This window comes from Asanoa sp. NPDC050611 (genome assembly GCF_040654855.1).
Classification (GTDB): Bacteria; Actinomycetota; Actinomycetes; order Mycobacteriales; family Micromonosporaceae; genus Asanoa.
Genome location: NZ_JBFAIU010000406.1, coordinates 1 through 6,107, shown reverse-complemented (window position 1 = coordinate 6,107; position 6,107 = coordinate 1). Strand labels below are relative to the sequence as shown.

The window sequence follows — 6,107 nt, the reverse complement described above, 5'->3', positions numbered from 1 at the left end:
ACCGGCCCGGTCGACCGAGTCGACGTCGAGCTCCAGGAGCTCGCGGCGGAGGTCGCCGGCCATCCGGTCCAGGACGTCGTCGTCGGCGTCGGCGGTGATGGCGATGCGGATGCGGAGGGGGTCGGCCATCGGGACAGCCGACCCGTACGCGCTGCCGTCGCGGCGTGACGGTGAGTGAGCACAGTGGTCGATCCAACGTGAGCACCGTCACGCAACGTGAAATTCGTTTCAGGACTCGTACGCCTGTCTGAGAACATGAGTCGCCCTCGATGAGGGTTCGTCGATCCTGGGGGGAATCGCGCATGACAACGCAGGCCGCTCCCGCGGCTGGGTCGGACAAGCTCGACAGCGGGGTGTTGAAGGTCGCGGGCGTGGTGGTGCTCGGCGCCATCATGTCGATCCTCGACATCACCGTCGTGAGCGTCGCGCTGCCGACGTTCCAACGCGAGTTCAACGCCAGCTACGCCGACGTCGCCTGGACGATGACGGCCTACACGCTGGCCCTGGCGACCGTCATCCCGATCACCGGGTGGGCGGCCGACCGGTTCGGCACGAAGCGGCTCTACCTGTTGTCCCTGGTGCTGTTCGTCGGTGGTTCCGCGCTGTGCAGCGTCGCCTGGGACATCGGCCCGCTGATCGTGTTCCGTGCCCTGCAGGGCCTCGGCGGCGGCATGCTGATGCCGCTCGGCATGACGATCATGACGCGGGCCGCCGGTCCCGACCGGGTCGGTCGCGTGATGGCCGTGCTGGGCGTGCCGATGCTGCTCGGCCCCATCGGTGGCCCGATCCTCGGCGGCTGGCTGGTCGATGCCGCTAGTTGGCACTGGATCTTCCTGATCAACGTGCCGATCGGCATCGTCGCGTTCGCGCTGTCCATGCGGATCCTGCCCAAGGACCAGCCGCAGCCCTCCGAGTCGTTCGACTTCCTCGGCATGCTGCTGCTCTCGCCGGGTCTCGCGCTGTTCCTGTTCGGCGTCTCGTCGATCCCGGAGAAGGGCACGGTCGCCGCGACGCGGGTGCTGCTCCCGGCGATCGTCGGCCTGGTGCTGCTGATCGCGTTCGTGCTGCACGCGCTGCGCAAGCAGCACGCGCTGATCGACCTGGGGCTGTTCAAGAACCGCAACCTGACGGTCTCCACGGTGACGCTGACCCTGTTCACGGTCGCGTTCATGGGCGCGATGCTGCTGTTCCCCAGCTACTTCCTGCAGGTGCGCGGCGAGACGACGCTCACCGCCGGCCTGCTGCTGGCCCCGCAGGGCATCGGCGCGATGGTGACGATGCCGGTCGCCGGCCGGCTCACGGACAAGATCGGCCCCGGCAAGCTGGTGCTGCCCGGCCTCGTGCTGATCGCGCTCGGCATGGCGACGTTCACCCAGGTGACGCCCGAGTCGTCGTACCCGCTGCTGCTCGGCTCGTTGTTCGTCAGCGGCCTCGGCATGGGCATGACGATGATGCCGATCATGTCGGCGGCCCTCGCGTCGCTGACCCACCAGCAGGTGGCGCGCGGCTCGACGATGATGAACATCGTCCAGCAGACCGCCGGCTCGATCGGCACCGCGGTGATGTCGGTGATCCTCACCAACCAGGTGCTCGACAGCCCCGAGGCCAGCGCCTACAGCGCGGTCACGCAGGGCCGGGTGCAGGCGGCCGACGTGCCGCCGGAGGTGCTCACCGCGGGCCAGTCGTCGCTGGCCGGCGCGTTCGGCAACACCTGGCTTGTCGCCGTCGTGCTGCTCGCGCTCTGCCTGGTGCCGGCGCTGTTCCTGCCGCGCCGCCGGATCGAGAAGGCGGCGGACTCGCCGGAAGAGGCGCTCGTCCCGGTCGGGATGCACTGACGCTGTTCGCACGGGGTCACGAGCGCGGAGATCGTGGTCGTGGCCCCGTTTCGCGTGTGAGCGACGTGAACGGGCCGGCCGAGCGGGCCGGCGTCGCGAACCTCAGCCCGCCAACGTGCGGATCTCGATGTTCGCGAACGCCACCTCGAACGGTGGTGGGGTGTCCGTCTGGCCGTCCTGGAAGATACCGAGAACCACGCGGCCGCTTTCCAGGCTGGTTGCCTTCCACTCGCCGACCGGCCGGCCGTCCCGGGAGAACGTCAGGTCCGTGCCGCTCGCGGTGATGCCGACCCTGATCGTGGTGTTCAGCGCCGTGGGTTCGGCCAGCTGGAAGGTGCGCAGCGGCGTGATGGTGGCGCCGTGCGCCGCCAGGTAATAGGCCTCGGCGCAGATGCGCAGGACGGGGCCGGCGCTGTCGAAGCGGAACCAGATGGCGGCGCAACTGCCCGGCGTCCGGAGCTTCACGTCGACGGCGACGCTGAAATCGGTGAGCACATCCTGCAGCCCGGGGCAGCGGTACGAGCCGACCGTCTCCCGGGCGACCACGAACGCGCCGTCGAACCGGCAGGAGGCGTGGTTGTCCGGGTCGTCGCGTGCGGGCCACACCCCCGGGGCGGTGAGCGCGTCGGCGATGACCACCTGGCCGGCCGGACCCGGGCTGACCGAGGCCGAGGCAGCCGCCGAGGCCGGGGCCGACACCGAGGCCGAGGCCGACGGCGACGAGGTCGAGGCCGGGGGAACGATCGCCGAACCGGGGGTGGGTGACTGGCTGGCGGCGCCGCGGTCGGACCTGGGGATGACGCCGTAGACCACGCCCGCGACGGTGAGCGACGTGACCAGCGCCGCGACCGCGATCACCACAACCGCGAAGCGGCTCCACCGGCCGCCCGACGCGCGAGCCGGCGGCCCCGCGACCGGCGGCCTGGTGCGTGGATCCACGCGCTGCTCGAAACGGGTGGTCGCCGCGGAACCGGCAGCGTTGACGGCGGTCGTCTCGGAACGAAGTCTCACCGCGGTCGCGTCGCCGTCGCCGACTGTCGCTTGGACGGCCTCCTCCGCGGCGGCCCGCAGCGCCGGTTGGCGGGCGAACGCGGCGGCGAGGTCGGACGAGCGGGACGCCCCCGTCGTCAGCAGCCGGTCGAGCAACCCGCGGGCCGTCGGGCGGTTGTCGGGGTTCTTGGCGAGCGACTGCTCGACCAGCTCGCGCAGCAGGCCCGACAGGCCGGCCAGCTCCGGCGGCTGGGTGAGGATCCGCGCGGCCACGATGGGTGCCTGGTCCGACCCGAACGGGTTCCGCCCGGTGCCCGCGAAGGCGATCACCGCGCCCCACGAGAAGATGTCCGCCGCGGGGGTGACGGACACACCAGTCGCCGGCTCGAATCGTTCGGGCGCCATGTATCCGACGGTTCCGACCACCTGGTCCGTGCGGGTGTGTCCGGCCGTCGCCTGCGGTGAGTGGGCGATGCCGAAGTCGATCACCTTGGGACTGCCGGCCGCGAGCAGGACGTTGTTCGGCTTCAGGTCGCGGTGGATGACACCGGCGCCGTGGATCGCGGTGAGTGCGGTGGCGACACCGATCGCGAGCCCGTGGAGGTTCGACTGGGACAGCGGGCCCCGCTCCGACACGACGGTCGCGAGGCTCGGCCCGTCGACGTACTCGACGACCAGGTAGGGCATCTCGTGGTCAACGTCGGCGTCGAGCACCTCGGCCGTGCAGAACGGCGGGACCTGCCTGGCGCGGCTGACCTCGCTGCGGAACCGGCGCCGGAACTGGTCGTCGTGGGCCAGGTCGGTGCGGATCACCTTCACGGCGACCGGCACGCCGTCCGGCGTGTGTGCGAGGTAGACGGTGCCCATGCCACCCTCGCCGAGCCGGCCGACGATCGTGTACCGCCCGAGCCGCCGAACGTCTCCGTCGCGCAGCGGCCATCCCCGTGGCGCATGGTTGCCCGCCATCGCTCCGTTCCCCCCGCCTGCGTTGATCATCTCGTCGTAGTGTGCGTGCACGATATACGCAAGGCGGCGCGGCGGTTTGCCTCGGCGGCCACACCGAGGTCGACCTCCTGCACGGCGGCCAGTGCGGCGCACGCTGACGCAAGCGGGCAGGCTCCCGACCGACTAGCTCCGGCTCAGCTTGGCGACGACGTGTGCCGCCGTCGCGTAGCTGACCGCGCAGGCTGCGAACACCAGGAAGGGGAGCAGGCCGGAGGCCCGCGACGCCAGAACGATCGTGACCAGTGCGACGCTCAGGATCGAGCCGAGCGCGGCCACGGCCCAGGCCGGACGGACTCCCGCCAGCCGCAGGAGGGGCCAGCCCGCGGCGGCGGCCACCGCGACGCCGAAGAACAGGACCGGCGGAATGCATTCCAGGCCGCCTGTGGGGCAGATCCAGTCGAGTGCGGGGCTGTCGGACAGCCCGGCTCCCGCCCCCAGTGCCACGAACGGCAGGACGGTCCCCACACCGGCCGCGGCGACCACGTTGCGCAACGCGGAGGGGCGAGCGGATTTACCTACGTCGGCCATGACCTATTCGCACAAGGACCTGAGGCCGGCGCATGAGCACAGACACTCAACGCGGTCATCCGGGCGGGATCCGTCCGGATGACCGGCCGAGCTCGCGCGACCACGGAAGGTGGACGGCCGGACGGTCGACCAGCTCCGACCGCCCGGGCTAAGCCCTGCGAGGTCGCGCGCCTGGCGAGTTGACGGCGCGTGCGGCAGGATCGGTCGCCGTGACCGGAGCATGGCAACGGCGCTGGTGGCTCGTGGGCGGAGCGGTCGTCCTCGCCGCCCTCCTCACGGGCGCGTTCGCCCTCCGCGGGGCGGGCAGCGCGTGCGCGGCAGCGGCGGCGGCCGCGAAGACCGGCAAGGCGACCTTCTACACCGACAGCGGTGGCAACTGCTCGTACCCGAGCCCGCCCGACGACCGGCTCTTCGTGGCCCTCTCCCCGGCGGAGTACGCCGACGGCGCCGAGTGCGGCGGCTACCTCGACGTGCGCGGCCCCAACGGCAGCGTCCGGGTGAAGGTCGTCGACCAGTGCCCGCCCTGCGAGGCCGGCCACATCGACCTGAGCCGCGAGGCGTTCGAGCGGATCGGCGATCCGGTCGAGGGCATCATCCCGGTCACCTACACGACCGTGGCCAGCCCGCGCACCGCGAACCTGACGTTCCGCATCAAGGAGGGCGCGAGCGCCTACTGGTTCGCGGTGCTCGTCGACAACACCGGCAACGCGCTGCGCAAGGTCGAGGCCAGGGGCCCGGGCGGCAGCTGGCGCTCGGCGCACCGGGAGCCCTACAACTACTGGCTGATCGACAGCGGCATCGGCGAGGGCCCGTACAGCATCCGCGTGACGGACGTCCGCGGCCGCTCCGCCACGGCGACGGGCATCGACCTCGCACCCGAGACGACCCAGACCTCGGGTGTACGCCTCGGCGGCGCGGGAGTGGCACCGGCGGCGAAGAAGAAGACGCCGACGAAGAAGCCGACACCGACCCCGACGGCGCGCCCAAGCCCGACGGCGGCGGCCACCACACCACCGGCGGCGGCACCACCCACCGAGGCCGCGACCCTGGCGAACGCCGATGCCGGCATCGGCAGCCGATGCGACTGACGACCACGACCGCAATGGATGATCCACAGCGAGCTGGCAGCCGGTAGCGTCCCGGCTCGTGAGTGACCCGACGCCGAGCCGCTTCGTGGCGGAGCCACCCCGCCGCGCACCTGCGCCGCTCCCGGTCGAGGACGGCTACCTCCCGCCCGAGCCGCCCCGGCGAGGCTTCCGGATCTTCCTGGTGGCGCTGGGTGCCGCCGTGCTGGCTTGCGGCGGCGGGCTTGCCTGGGCAGCCACCCACCGCGCTGAGCCGCAGAAGCTGGAGTCGCTCGGCGAGTTGGGCATCGGGACCTGTTTCGACTGGATCGAGCAGGAGCTGTCACCGCGGGTGCCGGTGGTGAACTGCGACGACCCGCACGACGCCCAGGTGTTCGCGCGGCACCTGGTCGACGGTCAAGTCGCATGGCCGGGCGTGAAATGGTTCCAGGAAGAGTACGGGCCGCGCTGCGAGCGCCAGCTCGAGAACTACGCTCCCGACGCCTACGAGGACCCTGCGGTGGCGGTCGGCTGGGTCAGCACGGACGAGGTCGGCTGGCGGCAAGGCTACCGCTGGGTGTCCTGTGTGGCCGGCGACCCGGACAACAGGCGGTCCGGACCGCTGCATTGAACACGGGCGGGCGGCCCTGCCCCCTTTGCTCTGCATCCATATACGCATCAGCCC

5 protein-coding genes are annotated in these 6,107 nt (G+C 71.6%); 3 read left to right on the top strand and 2 right to left on the bottom strand.

The window, feature by feature from the left end; all coding sequences use genetic code 11:
- Window positions 1-302: 302 nt before the first annotated feature.
- Window positions 303-1,835: a DHA2 family efflux MFS transporter permease subunit gene (locus tag AB0H87_RS36595; RefSeq protein ID WP_360156631.1), complete on the top strand. Its 1,533-nt coding sequence runs from the start codon at window positions 303-305 to the stop codon at window positions 1,833-1,835.
- Window positions 1,836-1,937: 102 nt separating this feature from the next.
- Here the strand turns inward: AB0H87_RS36595 and AB0H87_RS36590 are convergent, their stop codons facing one another.
- On the bottom strand, window positions 1,938-3,791 hold the full coding sequence (locus AB0H87_RS36590; RefSeq protein WP_360156628.1) for a serine/threonine-protein kinase: 1,854 nt from the start codon (window positions 3,789-3,791) through the stop codon (window positions 1,938-1,940).
- Window positions 3,792-3,953: 162 nt separating this feature from the next.
- Window positions 3,954-4,358: a hypothetical protein gene (locus AB0H87_RS36585; protein ID WP_360156625.1), complete on the bottom strand. Its 405-nt coding sequence runs from the start codon at window positions 4,356-4,358 to the stop codon at window positions 3,954-3,956.
- 209 nt (window positions 4,359-4,567) lie between these two features.
- Here AB0H87_RS36585 and AB0H87_RS36580 point away from each other — a divergent pair, with 209 nt between their 5' ends.
- The gene (locus AB0H87_RS36580) at window positions 4,568-5,446 is read left to right on the top strand and encodes an expansin EXLX1 family cellulose-binding protein (RefSeq protein ID WP_360156622.1); all 879 of its coding nucleotides are present in this window, start codon (window positions 4,568-4,570) and stop codon (window positions 5,444-5,446) included.
- A 58-nt stretch (window positions 5,447-5,504) separates the two neighbouring features.
- Window positions 5,505-6,053, top strand: coding sequence for a septum formation family protein (locus AB0H87_RS36575; RefSeq protein WP_360156619.1), 549 nt, complete (start codon window positions 5,505-5,507; stop codon window positions 6,051-6,053).
- Window positions 6,054-6,107: the final 54 nt, after the last annotated feature.